24 protein-coding genes and 1 tRNA gene are annotated in these 22668 nt (G+C 56.9%); 21 read left to right on the plus strand and 4 right to left on the minus strand.

Going from position 1 to position 22668, the window contains the following annotated elements; translation table 11 throughout:
• The first annotated feature begins 324 nt into the window (after positions 1-324).
• From AC0ZWN_RS08385 to AC0ZWN_RS08420, 8 genes are all read left to right on the plus strand, one after another.
• Entirely contained in the window at positions 325-780 is a 456-nt protein-coding gene (locus tag AC0ZWN_RS08385) for a hypothetical protein (protein ID WP_093432134.1), read from the plus strand.
• A gap of 200 nt (positions 781-980) precedes the next feature.
• Entirely contained in the window at positions 981-1937 is a 957-nt protein-coding gene (locus tag AC0ZWN_RS08390; protein WP_016984936.1) for a sugar ABC transporter substrate-binding protein, read from the plus strand.
• Positions 1938-1993: 56 nt separating this feature from the next.
• Positions 1994-3547, plus strand: a complete 1554-nt coding sequence (locus AC0ZWN_RS08395; RefSeq protein WP_093432137.1) for a sugar ABC transporter ATP-binding protein — start codon at positions 1994-1996, stop codon at positions 3545-3547.
• Positions 3544-4521 carry an ABC transporter permease gene (locus AC0ZWN_RS08400; protein ID WP_093432140.1) on the plus strand — a complete coding sequence of 326 codons (978 nt, stop codon included), beginning with the start codon at positions 3544-3546 and terminating at the stop codon, positions 4519-4521. The genes AC0ZWN_RS08395 and AC0ZWN_RS08400 overlap by 4 nt, the downstream gene beginning before the upstream one ends.
• Positions 4522-4524: 3 nt before the next feature.
• Entirely contained in the window at positions 4525-5544 is a 1020-nt protein-coding gene (locus AC0ZWN_RS08405; protein ID WP_476334685.1) for a LacI family DNA-binding transcriptional regulator, read from the plus strand.
• Positions 5545-5568: 24 nt separating this feature from the next.
• The gene (rbsK, locus tag AC0ZWN_RS08410) at positions 5569-6486 is read left to right on the plus strand and encodes a ribokinase (protein WP_476334687.1); all 918 of its coding nucleotides are present in this window, start codon (positions 5569-5571) and stop codon (positions 6484-6486) included.
• On the plus strand, positions 6483-6887 hold the full coding sequence (gene rbsD / locus AC0ZWN_RS08415) for a D-ribose pyranase (RefSeq protein ID WP_476334689.1): 405 nt from the start codon (positions 6483-6485) through the stop codon (positions 6885-6887). The genes rbsK and rbsD overlap by 4 nt, the downstream gene beginning before the upstream one ends.
• 31 nt (positions 6888-6918) lie before the next feature.
• Entirely contained in the window at positions 6919-7947 is a 1029-nt protein-coding gene (locus tag AC0ZWN_RS08420; protein WP_476334690.1) for a nucleoside hydrolase, read from the plus strand.
• Positions 7948-7980: 33 nt separating this feature from the next.
• On the opposite strand, the gene AC0ZWN_RS08425 is transcribed toward AC0ZWN_RS08420, so the two are convergent.
• A complete protein-coding gene (locus AC0ZWN_RS08425; protein ID WP_460063853.1) occupies positions 7981-8187 on the minus strand; it encodes a hypothetical protein in 207 nt (68 codons plus the stop codon).
• 130 nt (positions 8188-8317) lie between these two features.
• On the opposite strand from AC0ZWN_RS08425, the gene AC0ZWN_RS08430 reads away from it, so the two are divergent.
• Positions 8318-8623 (plus strand): hypothetical protein, encoded by a 306-nt coding sequence (locus AC0ZWN_RS08430; protein WP_476334691.1) that lies wholly within the window; start codon positions 8318-8320, stop codon positions 8621-8623.
• A gap of 169 nt (positions 8624-8792) precedes the next feature.
• Positions 8793-9110, plus strand: coding sequence for an I78 family peptidase inhibitor (locus tag AC0ZWN_RS08435; protein WP_093432154.1), 318 nt, complete (start codon positions 8793-8795; stop codon positions 9108-9110).
• A gap of 72 nt (positions 9111-9182) precedes the next feature.
• Here the strand turns inward: AC0ZWN_RS08435 and AC0ZWN_RS08440 are convergent, their stop codons facing one another.
• Complete coding sequence (locus tag AC0ZWN_RS08440; protein WP_003179963.1) at positions 9183-9395, minus strand: cold-shock protein; 213 nt, start codon at positions 9393-9395, stop codon at positions 9183-9185.
• A 288-nt stretch (positions 9396-9683) separates the two neighbouring features.
• A complete protein-coding gene (locus AC0ZWN_RS08445) occupies positions 9684-9986 on the minus strand; it encodes a hypothetical protein (RefSeq protein ID WP_095047633.1) in 303 nt (100 codons plus the stop codon).
• A gap of 372 nt (positions 9987-10358) precedes the next feature.
• On the opposite strand from AC0ZWN_RS08445, the gene thrS reads away from it, so the two are divergent.
• The 9 genes from thrS to AC0ZWN_RS08490 all read left to right on the plus strand — a co-directional run bounded on the left by thrS (position 10359) and on the right by AC0ZWN_RS08490 (position 17810).
• Positions 10359-12281, plus strand: coding sequence for a threonine--tRNA ligase (thrS, locus tag AC0ZWN_RS08450; protein WP_007913488.1), 1923 nt, complete (start codon positions 10359-10361; stop codon positions 12279-12281).
• On the plus strand, positions 12281-12832 hold the full coding sequence (gene infC / locus AC0ZWN_RS08455) for a translation initiation factor IF-3 (RefSeq protein ID WP_171057393.1): 552 nt from the start codon (positions 12281-12283) through the stop codon (positions 12830-12832). Before thrS ends, infC begins: the two co-directional genes overlap by 1 nt.
• Positions 12833-12892: 60 nt before the next feature.
• Entirely contained in the window at positions 12893-13087 is a 195-nt protein-coding gene (gene rpmI / locus AC0ZWN_RS08460) for a 50S ribosomal protein L35 (protein ID WP_002553160.1), read from the plus strand.
• 27 nt (positions 13088-13114) lie between these two features.
• Positions 13115-13471, plus strand: coding sequence for a 50S ribosomal protein L20 (rplT, locus tag AC0ZWN_RS08465; RefSeq protein ID WP_007913489.1), 357 nt, complete (start codon positions 13115-13117; stop codon positions 13469-13471).
• 109 nt (positions 13472-13580) lie between these two features.
• Positions 13581-14597, plus strand: a complete 1017-nt coding sequence (gene pheS, locus AC0ZWN_RS08470) for a phenylalanine--tRNA ligase subunit alpha (RefSeq protein ID WP_003226365.1) — start codon at positions 13581-13583, stop codon at positions 14595-14597.
• Positions 14598-14623: 26 nt separating this feature from the next.
• Positions 14624-17002 (plus strand): phenylalanine--tRNA ligase subunit beta, encoded by a 2379-nt coding sequence (gene pheT, locus AC0ZWN_RS08475; RefSeq protein WP_476334693.1) that lies wholly within the window; start codon positions 14624-14626, stop codon positions 17000-17002.
• 3 nt (positions 17003-17005) lie between these two features.
• Complete coding sequence (gene ihfA / locus AC0ZWN_RS08480) at positions 17006-17308, plus strand: integration host factor subunit alpha (protein WP_002553164.1); 303 nt, start codon at positions 17006-17008, stop codon at positions 17306-17308.
• The gene (locus AC0ZWN_RS08485) at positions 17289-17645 is read left to right on the plus strand and encodes a MerR family transcriptional regulator (RefSeq protein WP_003179985.1); all 357 of its coding nucleotides are present in this window, start codon (positions 17289-17291) and stop codon (positions 17643-17645) included. The genes ihfA and AC0ZWN_RS08485 overlap by 20 nt, the downstream gene beginning before the upstream one ends.
• An 88-nt stretch (positions 17646-17733) precedes the next feature.
• A tRNA-Pro gene (locus tag AC0ZWN_RS08490) sits at positions 17734-17810 on the plus strand.
• Positions 17811-19235: 1425 nt separating this feature from the next.
• Here AC0ZWN_RS08490 and AC0ZWN_RS08495 read toward each other — a convergent pair.
• Complete coding sequence (locus tag AC0ZWN_RS08495) at positions 19236-20162, minus strand: alpha/beta hydrolase (RefSeq protein ID WP_027620514.1); 927 nt, start codon at positions 20160-20162, stop codon at positions 19236-19238.
• Between the two features lie 121 nt (positions 20163-20283).
• Between AC0ZWN_RS08495 and AC0ZWN_RS08500 the strand changes: the two genes are divergently transcribed.
• Entirely contained in the window at positions 20284-21222 is a 939-nt protein-coding gene (locus AC0ZWN_RS08500; RefSeq protein WP_027620513.1) for a LysR family transcriptional regulator, read from the plus strand.
• 654 nt (positions 21223-21876) lie between these two features.
• Positions 21877-22647, plus strand: a complete 771-nt coding sequence (locus tag AC0ZWN_RS08505; protein WP_476334695.1) for an SDR family oxidoreductase — start codon at positions 21877-21879, stop codon at positions 22645-22647.
• Positions 22648-22668: the final 21 nt, after the last annotated feature.

A 22668-nucleotide genomic window follows, 5' to 3' on the forward strand; every position in this document is an offset into this window, starting at 1 on the left:
TGCTGATGCAGGTTCATCTAGATGCGCCCCAAGCCGATCTGAATGCTCGGGGTGCAGGCTAGGGAGCAGGATCTGTACCAGCCCTACTTTGCTTTAGAGAAATGTTTAACTTGATGATTTACATCAAGATTTTATGGATTTGCAAATGGTGGGGCGAAGCGTTTATCCGGGTTTCCGAACAATGGACGCTTTCGCGTTCGGTTCACCGAAAGGGACTACGGCTTCTTTTCGAATGAAACCGGTTGCCGGCTCGGGATTCTTTACTAAAGAAACCGGCCTTGAGGCCGATGGTTGTTCTGGGAAACGCTTTTTTAGGGAGTTCACATGTCACTGACGATCGGTTTTTCAAACCCGGGTACAGTCACCATCGGCGGTAAAACCGCAGCGACGATCAATGCAATGAACCAGGCAGAAGCGGACGCTTCCGACGAGGCGCTGGGCGTTGAAAAAGAGCCGAGCAACCAGGTCAGGACCGGCGGCCCTGCGCAAGAAGCCAGTCAGGCCGATAGCGCGGACAGCGGCGACAGTCTGAATGTCACCGTGAAAATGCTGCTCAAGCGGATGAAAGAGTTGCAGAAGCAACTGCAGGAGCAGCAACAGCAACTGGCGGCGGCTCAGGCTGCGAGCTATCCGACGCCTGAGGCCAAGTCGCAGGCGGTGATGTCCATTCAGGGTCAGATCGCGCAGACCAGCGGCGCACTCATGGAGGTCGCGGCGGCGTTGCTCAAGGAAATGTCCCAGGGCTCCACCAGCGGCAACGTGGTCAACACCACAGCCTGAGCATCAAGGGACGAAGCAACGGATTCGTCCTTTAATCAATACCGATTTCTGATTGTTGACAAATGTCGGCGGGATTCGCATAGTTCGGTCTACGCAAACGTTTGCGCGGCGCTCTCGGGGCACTATGGCCCTGCAGATAGCCAAGTAGCTTACGCCAGCGCAAGCGTTGCTCACAATAATCATAAGATCGGAGTGAACCCATGAAGCTGCCATTCGCTGGACGTCTTCTTGCTGTCGCTATGCTGGCTGCCACAGCCGCCGCACTACCTGTCTCCTCGGCATTCGCCGAATCCGCCGAAAAACCCAAAGTTGCGCTGGTCATGAAGTCTCTGGCCAACGAATTCTTCCTGACCATGGAAGATGGCGCCAAGGCGTACCAGAAAGAACACTCCGCCGATTTCGACCTGATCTCTAATGGCATCAAGGATGAAACCGATACTGCTGGCCAGACCCGCATCGTCGAGCAAATGATCCTGGCCAAGGTCAATGCACTGGTGATCGCGCCTTCCGATTCCAAGGCCATGGTGCCGGTGATCAAGAAAGCCGTCGATGCTGGTATCACCGTGATCAACATCGACAACCAACTCGATCCGGCCATCGTCAAAAGCAAAAACATCAGCGTGCCCTTCGTAGGTCCGGACAATCGCAAAGGCGCCCGTCTGGTCGGTGAGTACCTGGCCAAGCAGCTCAAGGCCGGTGACGAAGTCGGCATCATTGAAGGCGTGTCCACCACGACCAACGCTCAGCAACGTACCGCTGGCTTCAAGGATGCGATGGACGCCGCACAGATCAAGATCGTTTCCCTGCAATCGGGTGACTGGGAGATCGACAAGGGCAACAAGGTTGCCGCTTCGATCCTCAGCGAATACCCGGACGTCAAAGCACTGCTGGCCGGTAACGACAGCATGGCCGTCGGCGCCGTTTCCGCAGTACGTGCCGCTGGCAAGGCCGGTCAGGTTCAGGTGGTCGGTTACGACAACATCAACGCTATCAAGCCAATGTTGAAGGATGGCCGCGTGTTGGCCACGGCTGACCAGTTCGCTGCCAAGCAGGCAGTGTTCGGCATCGAAACCGCGCTGAAAATCATCAAGGGCGAGAAAGTCGACAGCGGCGCCAACGGCGTGATCGAAACACCGGTCGAGCTGGTCACCAAGTAAGTCTTCTGGCGACACAACGGCGCTCGTCCGTCCGGGCGAGCGCATGGAGAGTTTTTATGTCAGTTTCCGCCCCGAACGCTGTCCTCTCGGTCAGCGGTATCGGTAAGACCTATGCGCAACCGGTGCTCACCGGCATCGATCTGACGCTGATGCGCGGTGAAGTGCTGGCGCTGACCGGCGAGAATGGTGCCGGCAAAAGTACCCTGTCGAAAATCATTGGCGGACTGGTCACGCCGACCACCGGCCAGATGCAATTCCAGGGCAAGGACTATCGTCCGGGCAGCCGCACCCAGGCTGAAGAACTCGGCGTGCGTATGGTCATGCAAGAGCTCAATCTGTTGCCGACACTGTCGGTCGCGGAAAACCTGTTTCTCGACAACCTGCCGAGCAACGGCGGCTGGATCAGCCGCAAACAACTGCGCAAAGCAGCGATCGAAGCCATGGCGCAAGTCGGTCTCGACGCGATTGATCCGGATACGCTGGTCGGCGAGCTGGGGATCGGGCATCAGCAGATGGTTGAAATCGCCCGTAACCTGATTGGCGATTGCCATGTGCTGATTCTCGATGAGCCGACCGCGATGCTGACCGCACGTGAAGTCGAAATGCTGTTCGAGCAGATCACCCGGTTGCAGGCGCGCGGCGTTTCGATCATTTACATTTCCCACCGTCTCGAAGAGCTGGCCCGTGTCGCACAGCGCATTGCCGTGCTGCGCGACGGCAATCTGGTCTGTGTCGAGCCGATGGCCAATTACAACAGCGAGCAACTGGTTACGCTGATGGTCGGTCGTGAGCTGGGCGAACACATCGACATGGGCCCGCGCAATATCGGCGCCCCGGCGCTGACTGTCACGGGTTTGAATCGCTCTGACAAAGTGCGCGATGTTTCATTCGAAGTCCGTGCCGGCGAGATCTTCGGGATTTCCGGATTGATCGGGGCAGGGCGCACAGAACTGCTGCGACTGATTTTTGGTGCGGACGTTGCCGACAGCGGCACCATCGCGCTCGGCTCCCCGGCCAAAGTGGTCAGTGTGCGCTCGCCGGTCGATGCGGTGCGCAACGGTATCGCGTTGATTACCGAAGACCGCAAGGGTGAAGGCCTGCTGCTGAGTCAATCGATCAGCGCCAACATCGCACTGGGCAACATGCCGGAAATCTCCAGTGGTGGTGTCGTCAACAATGGCGACGAGATCGCTTTGGCGCAGCGTCAGATCGACGCCATGCGCATCCGCAGTTCGAGTCCGACACAACTGGTTTCAGAGTTGTCCGGTGGCAACCAGCAGAAGGTCGTGATCGGCCGCTGGCTGGAGCGCGACTGTTCGGTGCTGCTGTTCGACGAGCCGACCCGTGGCATCGACGTCGGCGCCAAGTTCGACATTTATGCCTTGCTCGGCGAACTGACGCGCCAGGGCAAAGCGCTGGTGGTGGTCTCCAGTGATCTGCGTGAGTTGATGCTGATCTGTGACCGCATCGGCGTGTTGTCGGCCGGCCGGTTGATCGACACCTTCGAGCGCGACAGCTGGACCCAGGATGACTTGCTTGCCGCCGCGTTCGCCGGCTACCAAAAACGTGATGCGTTGCTCAATGAAGCGGCGCCTAGGGATCTCCCATGAAAACTGCATCTCCTGCCGGCAAACGTAGTGGCAACTTCTACGGTCTGGGCACTTATCTGGGCCTGGCCGGCGCCTTGCTGGCGATGATTGCGCTGTTCTCGGTCTTGAGCAGCCACTTTCTGTCCTATAACACCTTCAGTACGCTGGCCAACCAGATCCCTGATCTGATGGTGCTGGCGGTCGGCATGACCTTCGTGTTGATCATCGGCGGCATCGACCTTTCGGTGGGTTCGGTATTGGCGCTTGCCGCTTCGACGGTCAGCGTCGCCATTCTCGGTTGGGGCTGGAGCGTATTGCCGTCGGCGTTGCTCGGAATGGCAGTGGCGGCGCTGGCTGGCACCGTCACCGGTTCGATCACGGTGGCGTGGCGGATTCCATCGTTCATCGTTTCTCTCGGTGTGCTGGAAATGGCTCGGGGTCTGGCTTATCAGATGACGGGATCGCGCACCGCGTACATCGGTGATTCGTTTGCCTGGCTGTCGAACCCGATCGCGTTCGGCATCTCGCCATCGTTTATCATTGCTTTGCTGGTGATTATCATCGCTCAGGCCGTGTTGACCCGTACCGTATTCGGTCGCTACCTGATCGGCATTGGCACCAACGAAGAGGCGGTGCGCCTCGCGGGGATCAATCCGAAACCCTACAAGATTCTGGTCTTCAGCCTGATGGGGCTGCTGGCCGGTATCGCTGCGCTGTTTCAGATTTCCCGTCTGGAAGCCGCTGACCCGAATGCCGGTTCCGGTCTGGAGTTGCAGGTAATCGCAGCTGTGGTTATCGGCGGTACCAGCCTGATGGGCGGGCGTGGTTCGGTGATCAGCACATTCTTTGGGGTCTTGATCATTTCGGTCCTGGCGGCAGGTTTGGCGCAGATCGGTGCGACTGAACCGACCAAACGAATCATCACCGGCGCCGTCATCGTGATCGCGGTGGTGCTCGACACTTATCGCAGTCAGCGCGCCAGTCGCCGGGGCTAAGAGATGGCAACGATCAAGGATGTGGCAGCCCTCGCGGGGATTTCCTACACGACGGTGTCGCATGTGGTGAACAACACCCGGCCGGTGAGTCGGGAGGTGCGGTTGAAAGTCGAGGCGGCGATCAAGAGCCTCGACTATGTGCCGAGTGCGGTGGCGCGCTCGCTCAAAGCCAAGACCACTGCAACCATCGGCCTGCTGGTGCCCAACAGTCTCAACCCGTACTTCGCCGAGTTGGCGCGGGGCATCGAGGATTATTGCGAGCGTAACGGCTATTGCGTGATCCTCTGCAACTCCGACGACAATCCCGACAAGCAGCGCAGCTATTTGCGCGTGTTGCTGGAGAAACGCATCGACGGTTTGATCGTTGCTTCCGCTGGCGGTGACAGCGGCCTGGCGCAGGGGTTGGCCGGGGTGAAAACGCCGATGGTCATCGTCGACCGAGGTCTGGATGGCGTCGATGCCGATCTGGTGCGTATCGACCACGAATACGGCGCTTACCTCGCGACCCGGCACTTGCTTGAGTTGGGGCACCGCGACATCGCCACCATCGGCGGCCCGGCCAGCACCAGTGTTGCGCAGATGCGTCTGGCCGGTTATTGCCGAGCGCTGAAAGAGGCGGGCGTTGACGTCCGTCAGGGGCGCATGCTGGAAAGCGATTTCACCAGTACTGGCGGGTACAACGCAGCGGCGATTCTGCTCGAGCGCAATCCGCCGAGCGCAATCTTTGCCGGTAACGACATGATCGGCATTGGTGTGCTGCGAGCGGCGGCGGAGCGCAATGTGCGCGTGCCGAGCGAGCTGTCGGTGATTGGTTTCGACGATATCCAGATGAGTCGTTACGTCTACCCGGCACTCACCACGGTGGGGCAATCAATCCTGCAACTGGGCGAGATGGCGGCCGAAGTGCTGCTGCGCAGGATTGCCACGCCGAGCCTGGGCACTGATCAACGGATCGTGACCCCGAGTATTGTCTTGCGCGAATCGACCGCACCGTTGTCCGGCGTGTTCACCGAATACCGCTGAAACCGAATTGACGAGTAATGATGTATGCCAGCAAATGTAGTGGTAATAGGCAGCCTGAACATGGATCTGGTTACCCGGGCGCCACGGCTGCCGGTCGGCGGCGAAACGTTGATCGGTCATTCGTTTGCCACGGTTTCCGGCGGCAAGGGCGCCAATCAGGCGGTGGCCGCAGCGCGTTTGGGCGCGCAGGTGGCGATGGTTGGCTGTGTTGGCAGCGACGATTATGGCGTGCAACTACGCAACGCCTTGTTGGCCGAACAGATCGATTGCCAGGCAGTGAGCGCTGTCGATGACTCCAGTGGCGTGGCGTTGATCGTGGTCGATGACAACAGTCAGAACGCCATTGTCATCGTCGCCGGCGCCAATGGCGCCATGACGCCCGCAGTGATCGACCGGTTTGATGTGGTGCTGCAAGCCGCCGACGTGATCATCTGTCAGCTCGAGATTCCGGATGCCACGGTGGGGCATGCGCTCAAGCGCGCGCGCGCGCTGGGTAAAATCGTGATCCTCAATCCGGCACCGGCCAGTCGTCCACTGCCGGCAGACTGGTTTGCGGCGATCGACTACCTGATCCCCAATGAGAGCGAAGCGACCGTGTTGAGCGGGTTGCCGGTGGACTCGCAGGAAACGGCAGAAAGTGCAGCCAGTCAGTTGATCGCCATGGGTGCGGGCAAAGTCATTATTACCCTTGGTGCGCAAGGCTCGCTGTTCGCCAATGGCCAAAGCTTTGAGCATTTCCCGGCGCCCAAAGTGAAGGCCGTCGACACCACGGCCGCAGGCGACACGTTCGTGGGTGGTTTCGCCGCTGCGCTGGCCAATGGCAGGTCCGAGGCCGAGGCGATTCGTTTCGGGCAGATCGCCGCCGCGTTATCGGTAACCCGCGCCGGCGCACAGCCGTCCATTCCAACTCTATCCGACGTACAGGCCTTTAAACCCGCATGAAAAAGACTCCTCTGCTCAACGTCGCATTGTCGCGGCTGATCGCGTCCCTGGGCCATGGCGACATGGTGGTCATTGGTGATGCCGGGCTGCCAGTGCCGCCGGGTGTCGAGCTGATTGATCTGGCGCTGACTCACGGCATCCCGGATTTCGTCAGCACCCTGAAGGTCGTGCTCAGCGAGATGCAGGTGGAAAGCCATGCACTGGCCAAAGAAATCTTCGACAAGCAACCGACCGCACTGAATGCGCTGGACGCGTTGAATGAAGAGGGCGTTCTGGGCCGTCGTGATCTGCTCAGTCACGAGCAATTCAAGGTGCTCAGCCGACAGGCACGGGCGATTGTTCGTACAGGCGAATGTCAGCCGTACTGCAACATCGTGCTGGTCGCTGGAGTCACCTTTTAACTTTTGATTTCACAAGCACAAGGAATGCGCCATGCAACGCTATGCTCAGAAACTGCACCAACTGCTCCGGAGCCTGCTGCTTTTGTCCGTTATCTCTGCCACCGGCGCCCAGGCGGCGGAAAAAATCGACCTGATCATTGACACCGACCCTGGTGCCGACGACGTGGTCGCCTTGCTGTTCGCCCTTGCCTCGCCGGACGAACTGAACATTCGCGCGCTGACCACCGTGGCCGGCAACGTGCGCCTCGACAAGACTTCGCGTAACGCACGACTGGCGCGCGAGTGGGCAGGGCGCGAGGACGTACCGGTTTATGCTGGCGCGCCGAAGCCGCTGATGCGCACACCGATCTACGCCGAGAACATCCATGGCAAGGAAGGCCTGTCGGGTGTCACCGTGCACGAACCGAAAAAGGGGCTGGCTGAAGGCAATGCGGTCAATTACTTGATCGATACCCTGAAAAAAGCCAAGCCGCACAGCATCACGATCGCCATGCTCGGTCCACAGACCAACCTGGCGCTGGCGCTGATCCAGGAGCCTGAAATTGTTCAGGGCATCAAGGAAGTGGTGATCATGGGCGGGGCGCACTTCAACGGCGGCAACATCACCCCAGTGGCTGAATTCAACCTGTTTGCTGACCCGCAAGCGGCTGAAGTGGTCCTGAAAAGCGGCGTGAAACTGACCTACCTGCCGCTGGACGTGACCCACAAGATTCTCACCAGTGATGCGCGCCTGAAACAGATCGCTGCGCTGAACAACAACGCGAGCAAGATTGTCGGCGACATTCTCAACGAGTACATCAAAGGCGATATGGAGCACTACGGTATTCCGGGTGGTCCGGTGCATGACGCTACCGTTGTGGCCTATCTGCTCAAGCCGGAACTGTTCACCGGTCGCTCGGTGAATGTCGTGGTGGATAGTCGTGAAGGGCCGACTTTCGGTCAGACCATCGTCGATTGGTACGACGGCCTGAAGGCGCCGAAAAACGCCTTCTGGGTGGAAAATGGCGACGCGCAAGGCTTCTTTGACTTGCTGACCGAGCGTCTGAAACGTCTGAAGTAAGCCACTCCCCCGCAGGTGCCAGCCTGCGGGTTTTTACACCCTCTCAGTGTGTTCAGCCTGTTCGCTGGGGTAGCGCTCGAAAATCTGCTTGATGAATTGCTTGGCCGCTTCTGTGCCTAACTCTTTGACCAATAGATCGATACCAATCAGCGCAAGCTCCTCGGTGGTTCCCGGGCTGTAAGAGCTGTGTCCGTCTGCCCATTTGGCATTAATGGCGGCGTCGATGCTGATGGTGGTCATGAGAGCGCTCGAATAGTCGGAAGATCTTGGATTTGAGTTAACCATTTTGTCGGGCATTTGGCACTGCGACTTAGGCATGAGCGGAGCGCTATGCGACACTTGGTCTTTTAAGGCTTCCAAGGATTGTGCTGTGCAGATCGATTTGAACACCCCTGACGGCCTCACGCTCGACGCGGTGCGCCAGTTGCTCGCCTCGGCCAGTGATGACGAACACACGCAGCTGCGCGTGACCGAGGGCGGCATCGCTTACATTTCCTCCGGCGTTACCGGTGGGCAGGATATCGACGGCTTGCTGTTTCGCCTGGAAACCTGGGCCAAGGGCTCGGGCTACGTGGGCAATGTCGCGGCCAGTGATGAGGTGTGGGTGATGCAGATTTTCAACGCGTTGAAGGAGAACTGGCCGAATCCGCCGTATGACTACATCGATGTCTATTGAACACCGTTAATATTCAGTCACGATTGATTGATGAAGTGGTACGTGCCGCTCAGGCACACTCGGCGCTTTTCCGGTCGTGGGGCAGGGTGATGGCCTTGGCTGTGAAACCAATCGCTTGAATGGCGGTCGCACGATCTCAGCTTAACCATTTTGAAAACAAGGAGGCTTCATGCCTTTGAAGTTCGCGACACTGGGTGCACTTATGGCCGCTGCCATGCTGGCCGGTTGCAGCACGACCTCCAGCGAGTCGGCAAAGGAATCTGCGGCAACCGAAGCTGGTCACAGCCGCTGTGAAGCATCGGCGGCGGAATTCGCCATTGGCAAGAAAGCTTCTCCAGAGCTTCTGGAGCAGGCGCGCAGCAAAGCCGGGGCGCAAAATGCCCGCTTCCTCAAGCCGAACGACATGATCACGCTCGAGTACCGCTCCGATCGCTTGAACCTGAACACCGACAACAATCTGGTGATCACTCGTGTCAACTGCGGCTGATTAGCGAAGGCTTTTATTGCAGGCATAAAAAACCCCGTCACGTGGACGGGGTTTTTTTAGTGCGCGCAGAAATTACTCTGGGCGAACCTGTGCAGCTTGCATACCCTTTTGGCCTTTCTCAGCCACGAAGGAGACGGTCTGGCCTTCTTTCAGGCTTTTGAAACCGTCGGATTCGATAGCTTTGAAGTGTACGAACAGGTCGTCACCGCCACCTTGAGGAGTGATGAAGCCGAAGCCTTTTTCATCGTTGAACCACTTAACGGTGCCGGTTTGGCGATTAGACATGGTGTATCTCCAAGAAACATATATTTTTCAGTACTGTGCTGCTCAGGCCAACTGGGCACACCCGGGTATCATAGTCGAAATGTTCGCTTTGGTAGCCCCCCGGACGTGCTGTTTGCCAATCAGTCGTGTTTTCTTTACTGCCTTTATCGGCTGAAAGCCCCGGTTTACAAGGCTTTTGGCGGAACGTAAAGACGATAAAAAAACCTGTAAAACCTGCATAAATCATCTGAAAAGGCTCAAATTCAGCCCTTTTTAGCGGCGCTGAGCCAACTCAGAAGACTTTTTTGATCACTTTTTCGCCGGAGTATTTGCCTTGCATTTGGCGATTTGGCCCAGTGCTTTCTGCTGCAATTCAGGAGTAGCTTTGTTGTCCATCAGCGCCTGAATGTCGCTCGCTGGATAAGACTTGATGGCGTCAGCGCCGCAAGCACAATGGGATTTGGCAGCCGCAGCACCGATTTGTTGGGTCGCCGCCTGGGTGCATTGCGCCATGTACTTCTCGCGCTCGCCCTTCGGCCAGTCGGCGTGGGCGCTCAGCGGCAGTAACATAACGATAGGGGCGACTACGGCGAACAGGGTATTCAGACGCATGCGAGGATGCTCCTTGTGGGTCAATGTCTTGTTATCTGAGGGCTGAAAGGCCTATCAAGTTCAGCACTCTGGCATAAAAACAGACGATTTGCCTTCTGATCAAACAGAGGCATAAGTGACCGCTCATCTGTGCTAGCATGCCGGGCTCAAGCGTTCTCTGGCGCCGGATGACCTTCAGTCCCGGCAGCGGTCAACGTGCGAATATTTTCGATTTGAATCCCAGTCACTCTGGTTCGGTTTTCCGGTTGGCCGCAAGGCTCCTGCCGCTGTAAGGCAGGCGTTCGTCATTGAATGGCCTGGATCGGATCTTGTACTGGCTCATCCCAACCCACGTGACCTTTGGTAGGGGTCACCACTAGGAGAGGAGGCGCCATGCCAACTATTACTCTTCCCGACGGCAGTCAACGTTCATTCGATCACCCGGTTTCCGTAGCCGAGGTCGCCGCATCCATTGGTGCCGGTCTGGCCAAGGCCACACTGGCCGGCAAGGTCAATGGCCAACTGGTCGACGCCAGCGACATCATCAGCAGCGACGCGACCCTGCAAATCATCACGCCAAAGGATGAAGAGGGGCTGGAGATCATTCGCCACTCTTGCGCGCACCTGGTTGGCCACGCGGTCAAGCAGCTGTACCCGACTGCGAAAATGGTCATCGGGCCGGTCATCGACGAAGGCTTCTATTACGACATCGCCTTCGAGCGTCCTTTCACTCCGGACGACATGGCCGCTATCGAACAGCGCATGCAACAGCTGATCGAAAAAGATTACGACGTCATCAAGAAAGTCACTCCGCGCGCCGAAGTGATCGAAGTGTTCAAGGCTCGTGGCGAAGACTACAAGTTGCGCCTGGTCGAGGACATGCCGAACGAACAGGCCATGGGTCTGTACTATCACGAAGAATACGTCGACATGTGCCGCGGTCCGCACGTGCCGAACACGCGTTTCCTGAAATCCTTCAAGCTGACGAAGCTGTCCGGTGCCTACTGGCGCGGCGACGCCAAGAACGAGCAATTGCAGCGCGTTTACGGCACCGCTTGGGCAGACAAGAAGCAGCTGGCGGCTTACATTCAACGCATCGAAGAAGCTGAGAAGCGCGATCACCGCAAGATCGGCAAGCGTCTGGGCCTGTTCCACACCCAGGAAGAATCCCCGGGCATGGTGTTCTGGCACCCGAACGGCTGGACTCTGTACCAGGTGCTTGAGCAGTACATGCGCAAGATCCAGCGCGACAACGGCTACCTTGAGATCAAGACGCCGCAAGTCGTTGATCGCAGCCTGTGGGAGAAATCCGGTCACTGGGCCAACTACGCCGACAACATGTTCACCACTCAATCGGAAAACCGCGACTACGCGATCAAGCCGATGAACTGCCCGTGCCACGTGCAGGTGTTCAATCAGGGCCTGAAGAGCTACCGCGAGCTGCCGATGCGTCTGGCCGAGTTCGGTGCCTGCCACCGTAACGAGCCATCGGGTGCGCTGCACGGCATCATGCGTGTGCGTGCGTTCACTCAGGATGACGCCCACATCTTCTGCACTGAAGAGCAGATGCAGGCTGAATCCGCCGCATTCATCAAGCTGACCATGGACGTTTATCGTGACTTCGGCTTTACCGATGTCGAGATGAAACTGTCCACTCGTCCGGAAAAACGCGTCGGTTCCGACGAACTGTGGGATCGCGCTGAAGCTGCTTTGGCTGCAGCCCTTGATTCTGCGGGCCTGCCGTACGATCTGCAGCCGGGTGAAGGTGCGTTCTACGGTCCGAAGATCGAGTTCTCGCTGAAAGACTGCCTTGGTCGGGTCTGGCAATGTGGTACTCTGCAGCTCGATTTTAACCTGCCTGTCCGTTTGGGCGCTGAATACGTCTCTGAAGACAACAGCCGCAAACACCCTGTGATGTTGCACCGTGCGATCCTCGGTTCCTTCGAGCGTTTCGTCGGGATTCTGATCGAGCACTACGAAGGTGCGTTCCCTGCGTGGCTCGCGCCAACCCAGGCGGTGATCATGAATATCACTGATAAACAGGCAGATTTTGTTGCAGAAGTTGAAAAAACTCTCAACGAAAGCGGATTTCGTGCCAAGTCCGACTTGAGAAATGAAAAGATCGGCTTTAAAATCCGCGAGCATACTTTGCTCAAGGTTCCCTATCTTTTGGTTATCGGAGATAAGGAAGTCGAGATGCAGACTGTCGCTGTGCGTACTCGTGAAGGTGCTGACCTGGGCTCGATGCCCGTCGCCCAGTTCGCTGAGTTTCTCGCGCAAGCGGTTTCCCGGCGTGGTCGCCCAGATTCGGAGTAATTATTATTAAGCGTGAAATGAGACAAGATAAACGAGCTGCACCGAAAGCCCCGATCAACGAGAATATCTCGGCACGCGAGGTTCGGTTAATTGGCGCTGATGGCGAGCAGATTGGCATCGTCTCGATTGATGAAGCGCTTCGTATTGCTGAAGAAGCAAAGCTTGATCTGGTGGAAATCTCCGCAGACGCAATCCCACCGGTTTGCCGTGTGATGGATTACGGCAAATCGATCTTCGAAAAGAAGAAGCAGGTTGCCGCGGCGAAGAAGAACCAGAAGCAGATTCAGGTAAAAGAAATCAAGTTTCGTCCAGGGACGGAGGAAGGGGATTACCAGGTAAAACTGCGCAACCTGGTACGTTTCCTGAGTGATGGGGACAGGGCCAAGGTATCCTTGCGATTCCGCGGCCGTGAGATGGCCCACCAGGAGCTGGGGATGGAACTCCTCAAGCGGGTTGAAGCTGACCTGCTCGAGTACGGTTCGGTCGAACAGCATCCTAAGATGGAAGGACGCCAGCTGATCATGGTCATCGCCCCGAAAAAGAAGAAGTAATCAACAGGGCACGGCAGGCCTTCTGATTATGTTTATCAACTGAATGCGGAGTATCCGAACATGCCAAAAATGAAAACCAAAAGTGGTGCTGCTAAGCGGTTTCTGAAAACTGCTAACGGTATCAAGCACAAGCACGCTTTCAAGAGCCACATCCTGACTAAAATGTCGACCAAGCGTAAGCGTCAACTGCGCGGTAGCAGCTTGCTGCATCCGTCTGACGTGGCAAAAGTCGAGCGCATGCTGCGCCTTCGTTAATTTAGTCAAGAATAGAGGAAGTAACTCATGGCTCGTGTAAAGCGTGGCGTCATTGCCCGTAAGCGTCACAAAAAAATTCTGAAACTTGCTAAAGGCTACTACGGTGCACGCTCCCGCGTATTCCGTGTTGCCAAGCAAGCGGTAATCAAGGCAGGCCAATACGCCTACCGTGACCGTCGTCAGAAAAAACGTCAGTTCCGCGCTCTGTGGATCGCTCGTATCAACGCTGGTGCTCGTGTTAACGGTCTGTCCTACAGCCGTTTCATCGCTGGCCTGAAAAAAGCGTCCATCGAGATCGACCGTAAGGTTCTGGCTGATCTGGCAGTGAACGAAAAAGCGGTGTTTGCTGCGATTGTCGAGAAAGCTAAAGCCACCTTGGCTTAAGTACCCCCGACAATCACCCGGCCTCACTTCCGTGGGGCCAGGTGGTAAACGTCTTAAATAGGGGAAGAGCCTTCAAGCTCTTCCCCTATTTTGTATCTGGAGTCTGTACATGGAAAACCTGGATGCGCTGGTCTCTCAAGCACTAGAGGCTGTGCAAAGCGCTGAAGATATCAATGCCCTGGAGCAAATCCGGGTTCAATACCTTGGCAAAAAGGGCGAATTGACTCAGGTGATGAAGACCCTGGGGAATTTGCCGGCAGAAGAGCGTCCGCAAGTCGGCGCCCTGATCAACGTTGCCAAGGAACGTGTCACAGGCGTACTCAATGCGCGCATGGCTCTGTTTGAAGAAGCCGAACTGGCTGCCAAACTGTCCGCCGAATCCATTGACGTGACGTTGCCGGGCCGTGGCCAGACCTCTGGTGGTCTGCATCCGGTGACCCGGACTCTGGAACGTGTTGAACAGTTCTTCACCCGCATCGGCTACGGCATCGCCGAAGGCCCTGAGGTCGAAGACGACTATCACAACTTTGAAGCGCTCAACATCCCAGGCCATCACCCGGCCCGGTCGATGCATGACACCTTCTATTTCAACGCCAACATGCTGCTGCGCACCCATACCTCGCCGGTACAGGTCCGCACCATGGAATCGAAACAGCCGCCGATTCGCATCGTCTGCCCAGGCCGCGTGTATCGCAGCGACTCCGATATCACCCACTCGCCGATGTTCCACCAGGTTGAAGGCCTGCTGGTTGATCGCGACATCAATTTTGCCGATCTCAAAGGCACCATCGAAGAATTCCTGCGGGTGTTCTTCGAAAAAGAGCTGGCCGTACGTTTCCGTCCTTCGTACTTCCCGTTCACCGAGCCGTCCGCTGAAGTCGACATGGAATGCGTGATGTGCAGCGGTAAAGGCTGCCGTGTCTGCAAGCAGACTGGCTGGCTGGAAGTGATGGGCTGCGGCATGGTTCACCCGAACGTGTTGCGCATGTCCGGCATTGATCCGGAAGAGTTCTCCGGTTTTGCTTTCGGCATGGGTGTCGAGCGTCTGGCCATGCTCCGTTACGGCGTGAACGACTTGCGTCTGTTCTTCGACAACGACTTGCGGTTCCTCGCGCAATTTCGCTAGTCGTAACGAATTCTTAGGAGAGCAGGATGAAATTCAGTGAACAATGGCTGCGTGGCTGGGTTAGCCCGCAGGTAAATCGCGACGAGCTGGTTGCTCGTCTGTCGATGGCGGGCCTTGAGGTCGATAGCGTGACCCCGGCCGCCGGTGTTTTCAGTGGTGTGGTGGTGGGCGAGGTGCTGAGCACTGAGCAACACCCTGATGCCGACAAGCTGCGTGTGTGCCAGGTCAGCAATGGCGCGGAAACTTTCCAGGTCGTGTGCGGTGCGCCAAACGTGCGTCCGGGCCTGAAGATTCCGTTCGCCATGATCGGCGCTGAGCTGCCGGGCGACTTCAAGATCAAGAAGGCCAAGCTGCGCGGCGTCGAGTCGAACGGCATGCTGTGCTCGCAAGCCGAGCTGCAGATCGGTGAAGGCAACGACGGTCTGATGGAGCTGCCGGTCGATGCACCGGTGGGCGAAGACTTCCGTGTGTACCTGGATCTGGAAGACGCCAGCATCGAGGTCGATCTGACCCCGAACCGCGGCGACTGCCTGTCCCTGGCCGGTCTGGCCCGTGAAGTCGGCGCACTGTATGCCGCGCCGGTCACCCGTCCGGTGGTCATGGCCATTCCTGCCGTGCACGACGAAGTGCGTTCGGTAGAAGTGCTGGCCCCAGCCGCGTGCCCGCGTTACCTGGGCCGCGTTATCCGTAACGTTGACCTGTCCAAGCCAACGCCGCTGTGGATGGTGGAACGTCTGCGTCGCGCTGACGTGCGCAGCATCGACGCTGCCGTCGACATCACCAACTACGTGATGCTCGAGCTGGGTCAGCCGCTGCACGCCTTCGATCTCGCCGAAATCAACGGCGGCATCCGTGTACGCATGGCGGAAGAGGGTGAGAAGCTCGTTCTGCTCGACGGTCAGGAAGTCAGCCTGCGTAGCGATACGCTGGTCATTGCCGACCACACTCGTGCACTGGCGATTGCCGGTGTCATGGGCGGCGAGCACAGCGGCGTCTCTGCGACGACTCGCGACGTATTCTTGGAGAGTGCGTTCTTCGACCAGATCGCTGTTGCTGGCAAGGCTCGCTCCTACGGCCTGCACACCGATGCTTCGCACCGTTACGAGCGTGGCGTCGACTGGCAACTGGCCCGTGAAGCCATGGAGCGCGCCACTGGCCTGCTGCTGGAAATCACTGGCGGCGAAGCCGGCCCGATCATCGAGACCGTCAGCGAGCAACATCTGCCGTCGATCGCACCGATCACTCTGCGTTCCCAGCGCATCACCCAGATGCTGGGTATGGAAATGGATTGCGCCCAGGTTGAGCGTTTGCTCGGCGGCCTGGGTCTAGGTATTACTGCCGATGGCGAAGGCCAGTGGCGCGTAGAAGTGCCAAGCCATCGCTTCGACATCAGCCTGGAAGTCGATCTGATCGAAGAACTGGCGCGTCTGTACGGCTACAACCGTCTGCCGGTTCGTTACCCGCAAGCGCGTCTGGCGCCGCAAGCCAAAGCCGAGGCGCGTAGCGATCTGCCGGAACTGCGCCGCCTGCTGGTAGCGCGTGGTTATCAGGAAGCGATCACTTACAGCTTCATCGATCCGCGTCAGTTCGAACTGTTCAATCCGGGCGTCGAGCCGCTGTTGCTGGCCAATCCGATCTCTAATGACATGGCTGCCATGCGCTCGTCGCTGTGGCCGGGTCTGGTCAAGGCGCTGCAGCACAACCTCAACCGTCAGCAAGATCGCGTGCGTCTGTTCGAAAGCGGTCTGCGCTTCGTCGGTCAGCTCGAAGGCCTGAAGCAAGAGCCGATGCTGTCCGGCGTGGTTTGCGGTAGCCGCCTGCCGGAAGGCTGGGCGCAAGGTCGCGACACGGTTGATTTCTTCGACGTCAAGGCTGACGTGGAAGCGGTGCTCGGCTTCGCCGGTGCACTGGATTCGTTCACCTTCGCTCCGGGCAACCACCCTGCGTTGCACCCGGGTCAAACCGCGCGCATCGAGCGCGAAGGGCGTGAAGTCGGTTTCATCGGCGCCATTCACCCGGAATTGTCGAAAGCACTGGGTCTGGATCGTCCCGTCTTCGTTTTCGAGCTGGTTCTGGCTGAAGTGGCACTCGGTAAAATGCCGAAATTCCACGAGTTGTCGCGCTTTCCTGAAGTGCGTCGTGACCTTGCACTGATTGCGCACAAAGACGTCGCGTCCGCGGCCGTACTGGACGTAATCCGTGAAAATGCAGGCGAATGGCTCACGGATCTCAGGCTGTTTGACGTGTATCAGGGTAAAGGCATTGATCCTGATAGAAAAAGCCTTGCAGTTGGCTTGACCTGGCAGCATCCATCGCGCACTCTTAATGACGATGAGGTGAATTCGACGACGCAAAATATCCTCACCTCGCTCGAACAAAGGTTGAACGCCACGTTAAGGAAGTGACGTATGGGGGCTTTGACGAAAGCTGAGATGGCGGAACGTCTGTATGAAGAGCTGGGCCTGAACAAGCGGGAAGCCAAGGAATTGGTCGAACTGTTTTTCGAGGAAATCAGGCACGCTCTTGAAGACAACGAGCAGGTCAAATTGTCCGGTTTCGGCAATTTCGACCTTCGGGACAAACGCCAGCGGCCTGGCCGCAACCCGAAAACGGGGGAAGAAATCCCGATCACGGCTCGCCGTGTGGTCACCTTTCGTCCAGGGCAGAAGTTGAAGGCCCGAGTTGAGGCTTATGCTGGAACCAAGTCATAACGACGAACTACCCGTCATCCCGGGCAAACGCTACTTCACCATTGGTGAAGTCAGCGAGCTGTGTGCCGTAAAGCCACACGTACTGCGCTATTGGGAGCAGGAGTTTCCTCAACTCAACCCCGTCAAACGCCGCGGAAACCGCCGGTATTATCAGCGCCAGGACGTGCTGATGATCCGGCAGATCCGCGCGCTCCTTTACGATCAGGGTTTCACCATCGGCGGCGCACGCTTGCGCTTGTCCGGCGATGAAGCCAAAGACGACACGACCCAATACAAGCAGATGATTCGGCAGATGATTGCCGAATTGGAAGATGTGCTGGTGGTTCTCAAGAAATAAAAAGCAGCGTTTGAATACTTCCAGTTTTCAAACGCTTGCGCTATATTCTTGAGCGTTCTTCGAGGTGAAGAACAGTTGCAAAACCAGTCGGGGCGTAGCGCAGTCCGGTAGCGCACTAGCATGGGGTGCTAGGGGTCGAGTGTTCGAATCACTCCGTCCCGACCATATAATTCAAAGGGTTGCGAGATTTTATCTTGCTACCCTTTTTTATGTTTGGTCGTTTTTACCCCCACAAAACGACTGGCTCTGGGTGGAATCCTCATGGCTTCCGCGTGGGCGGACGCAGGCTTTGGCGCTCACGCGTGGTCTCTTTATCAATGTTGATTAGTCTTTCTCTTCAGGTCCTGACGTTTTTGAGTGTTTAAGACTATTTTCCTGTGTATTGAGAACTACATACAGGTCAACCATCAGCTTGTTTATCTCAGGTCGCTCGGGTCATCCTATGTACCCGGTAGTTAGGCTTGGGCGGCACTGGGATCGTATAGCCGTCGGGGACTAGACTGCGTAGGTCATAGCCAATCATGAGCAATCCAGCTTCAAAGGCGTGGCAGCGGTCTACCAGCTGAGGCTGCTTGGCGAATAATTCGGACCCTTCTAGTACCGCGCGGATAATCCAACCTAATTGGAGCTGACGCCGTGCCCAAGGGTGCCGACTGGTGGTGGAGAGTTGCGGTGTACCGTTGTACCCAGGCTTTAAGTGTTTTGGGTTTCGAATCTGGTCGCCGATCCCTGGCCCCCAGGCGAAGTCCACTACCTGCGGCGCAGTGGTGCCGGTGCCTTGGCGTTACAGGCAGTAGAGCAGCGCGATGGCGGCACCGACCCGGCCGTCATAGATTGGAGAGCCAGTGGTGTCGAGCAGGGCATGGATCTTAGTCATGCCCGAGTCGAATCTTAGGATGTTCTGCTTGGTGAGGGGGGTTGAGCTGCTGCTTGCGGTCCAGCGCGAGAAGCGCCTGGCACTGCTTTAGGTAATTCATCAAGTTCTTGTCGTGCATTTGATTCTTGAGAAATCCGACGGCGCCATCGACTTTTCCCCACGCTAGGATCGCTTCGCAGGCTCCATGCGTGGCGAACTCATCGCGGGCGCGAACCGCCAAACGTAAGCGAATGCGCAGCCGGCGCAGCTCCGCCTTGACCGTCTCCCAATTCCCGCCCCACTGGTATTCGCCGCTTCGATACCTTGAACCTTGTAGTCGATCGCGTTGCGCACGAGCCTACTGCGCGCGACCTTCAGATGTACTGGAAGAGCGGGAAGGTTTTCGATTAGCCACTCGATGAGGGTGAGCATGTCCGGTTGCTCGAGAAACTGCTTGCGATTCATTCCATGGCTCCTGGTCGCGCCGTGATGCGGATGATGCTCTAAGGTAGCGCACGACGGGGTAGACTCGGGGATTGATCGTGCTGCGGTCTCGTGTCATCGGAAAAACCATGTTCTGAGTTCAGTGGACATGACCTGCGAAGAAGGGGGGGTAAGTGACAAGAGTTGGGCAGGGCGCTTGCTCAGGTTTTTTATTAGCCTGATGAAGCTTTTGTGGAACAGCATTAGTAAAACCGCGACAGCAGGAAAAGCCATCGCGGTTGTTCTGCGTTTTAGCGGTTAGCGTCGGCCAAGCCAGCCTCAATGAAGCGCACGGAGCTCTCCATCGCCTGCTGACCTTCTGGCAGCATGGTGGCGTAGAAGTGCCAGGCGTGGAACATTGCTGGCCAAACTTCCAGGTTCACGCGAACTCGGTTATCAGCCAAGTGAGTTGCAAGGCGCATTGCATCACTCAACATCAGCTCGTTCTCGCCGATCTGCACCAAGATTGGTGGAAGACCGGTGACGTCCGCGAACACAGGTGAGGCCAGAGGATGATTGGCCAATGTGTCGCCCAGGAATGCTCTGGCGAGGATGTCCAAGACAGGCTTGGAGTTCAGAGGATCCAGACCTTCACGATTGCTCATGGAGGCACCGGTGTGTTCAAGGTTTGCCCATGGCGAGATGGACGAACCAACTGCAGGCAGTGGAAGCCCTTTGGATTTCGCAGCCACCATCACGCTGACAACCATCGCGCCGCCGGCTGACTCGCCAGAGAATGCGATCTTGTTAGCTGGGATCTTCTGCTCAAGCAGCCACTCGTAGGCGCGCAGTGTGTCGTCAATAGAGGCTGGGAACTTGTGCTCAGGGGCAAGGCGGTAGTCCGGCATGTACACACGAGCACCGAGCATTTTCGCGTAGTTGCCGCCGATACCGTGGTAGCCGTCTGGACGTCCTACAATGTAGGCGCCGCCGTGGATGTACATCACGACCGCGTCGGTTTTGATCTCGTCCGGAGTAACCAGTGTGCCGGGTACGCCGCCCATGTCGACTGCTTCGAATTTAACGCCAGCTGGCGCTGGATTTTGCGCGAGCATTTTTGCGTAAGAGTCGCGGATGTCGCTCATTTTTGTGGTGGTATCGATTCCCTTGAGAACGGGTACCAGATCGCTAAGGCTATTGGCCCAGGTTTGGACGGCTGCTTGGACTTTAGTGTTCATAATGACCTCAATTGATCGTTGGGAGTGGATTAGCTAATTGAGATGCTATGCTTAGTATTGGGGAATAGGGTTCCCCATAACAGGTGCTAAGCCGCCCGAACGTTGAGACTACCGAGGCCGTATGGAACTCCATAACCTGAATGATATCGCCGCGTTTGTGAGCTCGGTAAACGCTGGAAGCTTCACTGCGGCGGCAAAACAGCTTGGCCTTACGCGCTCTGCAGTGGGGAAGTCGATAGTCAGGCTCGAGGCTCGTTTACAGGTACGTTTACTGAATCGCACTACGCGCAGTTTAAGCATGACGGATGACGGCCAGGTTCTGTATGAGCGCTGCGTGGGCGTTCTTCAGGATCTGGACGACGTGGAGGATGCCCTTGCGTTTCGTCGCTCGACACCCAGTGGGCGACTGCGGATGAGTCTGCCGGTTGCGCTGGGCAGACTTCATGTCCTTCAGCACATTGAGTGCTGCCTTAAGGATTGGCCCTCCCTGAGCGTGGATATCACCTTTTCTGACAGGCTGGTCGATCTGATCGATGAGGGATTTGATTTGGCCATGCGCATCGGGCCACCGAAGGAAGATTCTCGGTTGTTAACGCGCACTGTGGCTTACCAACAAATGATTACCTGCGCTTCCCCCAAATATTTGGCTGAGCATGCCGAGCCTAAAACGCCGGAGGATTTATCCGAGCACCAGTGCCTGCATTTCGTGAGCGGTGGGAGATTGCTTCCTTGGAATTTTCGCGTGAATGGTAGCTCTGTGTCCGTTACTCATGGTGGAAGGCTACAGATGGACAGTGCTGAGTCATTACACCAGTCAGCTGTCGCTGGCCTGGGCATCGCGACTCTTCCTTCCTACGTGGTAAACGACGATTTGAGGAGCGGCAAGCTTGTTCAATTGCTCGCTGGGTATGCAGAGGCCGCAGAGCCTATTCGGGTGATCTACCCTAGCAAGCGGCACCTGTCTCCAAAAATTCGACTCTTCATCGATAAGCTCGTGGAGGCTTGGTCGCCATGCCCGCCATGGGAGCAGCATTCTGCGGAAGGCATTCACTCTGCCTGACCCTTGAGCGAGGCCCGCTCGTCTAGTCGATACCTAGCATATGCATCGCGTATTCATCTCACTTGAGCATCACTTCCAGGCGTGGGCACTGCGCCCGTGTTCCGTGCATCTGCCAAAGGAGCCAGTGCCTCAGAGGCTTAGTGCGCCGGTGTTTTCCACATCCTCAATATGATTGGCGCAGATGCTCATGACTGCGTTTCGTAGGAATCACTGGCGCTCCTTGCTGGGGAAGTGACCGTGCAGACCGCTTGACAGCGGTCAAATATCCGAATAAAAATGAAGCGCTTCATAATTATCTCTTTCGAGAATAAATACAAAAATAGAGTCGTGAAAAAAACCACAGATTTTGTTGGCTTAGTGCCGCAGCCTGTGAGAATGAAACGATTCATATTTGCCGTTTTCCTAGGCAAGTCTGGAGATCATAATGATCACTGCATCATTAGCCTTCGCTCGGTCAACGACGCAGGCTGCCCTCGCCACTCTCTTACCTAAAGTCACAGACCGCTCCGGCACGGGGGCACTGGCTTCGCCACGCAAATCTCCTAAAACCACCCGCCTAAATGAGTCCGAAATTTTCGGTCAGCCAGTGCGGCATTGGACGCGTTTGAGCATCACCGCGTCTTGTTTCTGTTTTTTCAGCGCGGGGAATTTGGCATGACGAATCTTCGACATTCAGGACGCACAGTTCTCATTACCGGGGCAGGAGGGGGCATCGGTGCCTCAATTGCCCGGCTGTACTGCGAGGAGGGCGCGCGGGTTGCCTTGGTAGATTTCGACGAACACTCAGTTTCCGAGCTTTCCCGGCAGCTTAGTGCTACCGGACATTTGGTGGCTTGGGCTAAAGCTGACGTATCAGATTTCGCTCAATGCAGTCGAGCCTGTCTTGAGCTTAGTGAGCAGCTCGGCCCGATCGACACCTTGATTAACAATGCAGGTATTTCACCCAAACACGAGGGCGCACCAGCGCCGATTTGGGAAATGGATCCTCAGGAATGGGATCGCGTCGTTGGCATCAACCTGACAGGCTCATTCAACTTGGTCAGAGCTCTCGCACCAGCGATGGTCGAACGCCGTTTTGGAAGAATAGTGAATATGTCTTCCGTTGCTGGCAGCGCTTACCTCCCTATCGTCGCGGCGCATTACAGCGCCACGAAAGCCGCAGTTATCGGTTTTACCCGTCACCTGGCAGGTGAACTCGGGCCCTATGGCATTACGGCAAACGCACTGGCTCCGGGACGCATCGAAACGCCGCTTCTAAAAACCGTTTCTGCGCAAGCGAACCAGGCAGTCGTTGATGAGACTCCGTTGGGCCGTCTTGGAACGCCACTTGAGGTAGCTAAAGCAGCATGCTTTTTGACTTCAAACGACAGCGACTTCATCACGGGCCAAATTGTGGATGTGGCGGGTGGCTGGTTGATGCGCTGATCCATCCGGGCTCGTATTCAA

It is taken from the genome of Pseudomonas sp. 3B-A001-10F (assembly GCF_056313565.1).